Origin of the sequence: Hansschlegelia beijingensis, from assembly GCF_045505405.1 — a bacterium.
In the GTDB taxonomy this organism is placed as follows: Bacteria; Pseudomonadota; Alphaproteobacteria; order Rhizobiales; family Methylopilaceae; genus Methylopila; species Methylopila beijingensis_A.
Genome location: NZ_JBJKEX010000658.1, coordinates 1 through 747, shown reverse-complemented (window position 1 = coordinate 747; position 747 = coordinate 1). Strand labels below are relative to the sequence as shown.

At 73.2% G+C, this 747-nt stretch carries 1 protein-coding gene; it reads left to right on the top strand.

Annotated features, from left to right (window positions below; translation table 11 throughout):
* Window positions 1–105: 105 nt before the first annotated feature.
* Window positions 106–747, top strand: a 642-nt coding sequence (locus ACIKT0_RS19455; protein WP_407106908.1) for a tetratricopeptide repeat protein, incomplete at its 3' end; no start/stop codon positions are given.

Here is a 747-nt window from a genome sequence, read left to right as displayed (position 1 = left end):
GACCCGCACGGCCTCTGGCTCGCCCGCATGCTCGCCGAACGCGTGGCGCGCGTGCCGCGCGAGGCCCTGCCCCAGCCGCTTTTCCAGAACCCGAGGAGCTGACCGATGCTCTCCGCTCGCGCCGCCCATCATGCGCCGACGCCGCTCGCCGAGGCCGTCGAGGCCTACGACCGAGGCGATTTCGTCGCCGCCGCCGAGCTGTTCTCGGAGCTCGCGGCGGCGGGCGACATAGAGGCCACGACCTGGCTCGGCGCGCTCTACGCCCATGGCGAGGGGGTGGAGGCTTCGCTCGCCAGGGCCTTCGCGCTCTATCTCAGGGCGGCGGAGGGCGGCAACGTGCTGGCGCAGACCAATGTCGGCGCGATGCTCGCGATGGGTCAGGGCGTCGCGCAGGACTGCGCCGAGGGCGCCCGCTGGCTGGAACTGGCCGCCGAACAGGGCGACCTGTTCGCCCAGTACAATCTCGCGACGCTCTATTCCAAGGGTCAGGGCGTGGAGCGCGACGAGGCCGCCGCGGTCCGCTGGTACCGCCGCGCGGCGGAGGCCGGGCACTATCCGTCGCAGGCGCGGCTCGGCTTCATCTGCGCCAACGGCGTGGGCGTCGAGAAGGACCGGGTCGAGGGCTATGTGTGGCTCTCGCTCGCGGCCCAGCACGGCGTCGGCGCCGCGCTCAACGCGCTGGAGGCGATCGCCTCCCAGATGTCGGCGGATGAAAAGCGCCGCGGGGCGGCGGCGGTCGCGCACTGG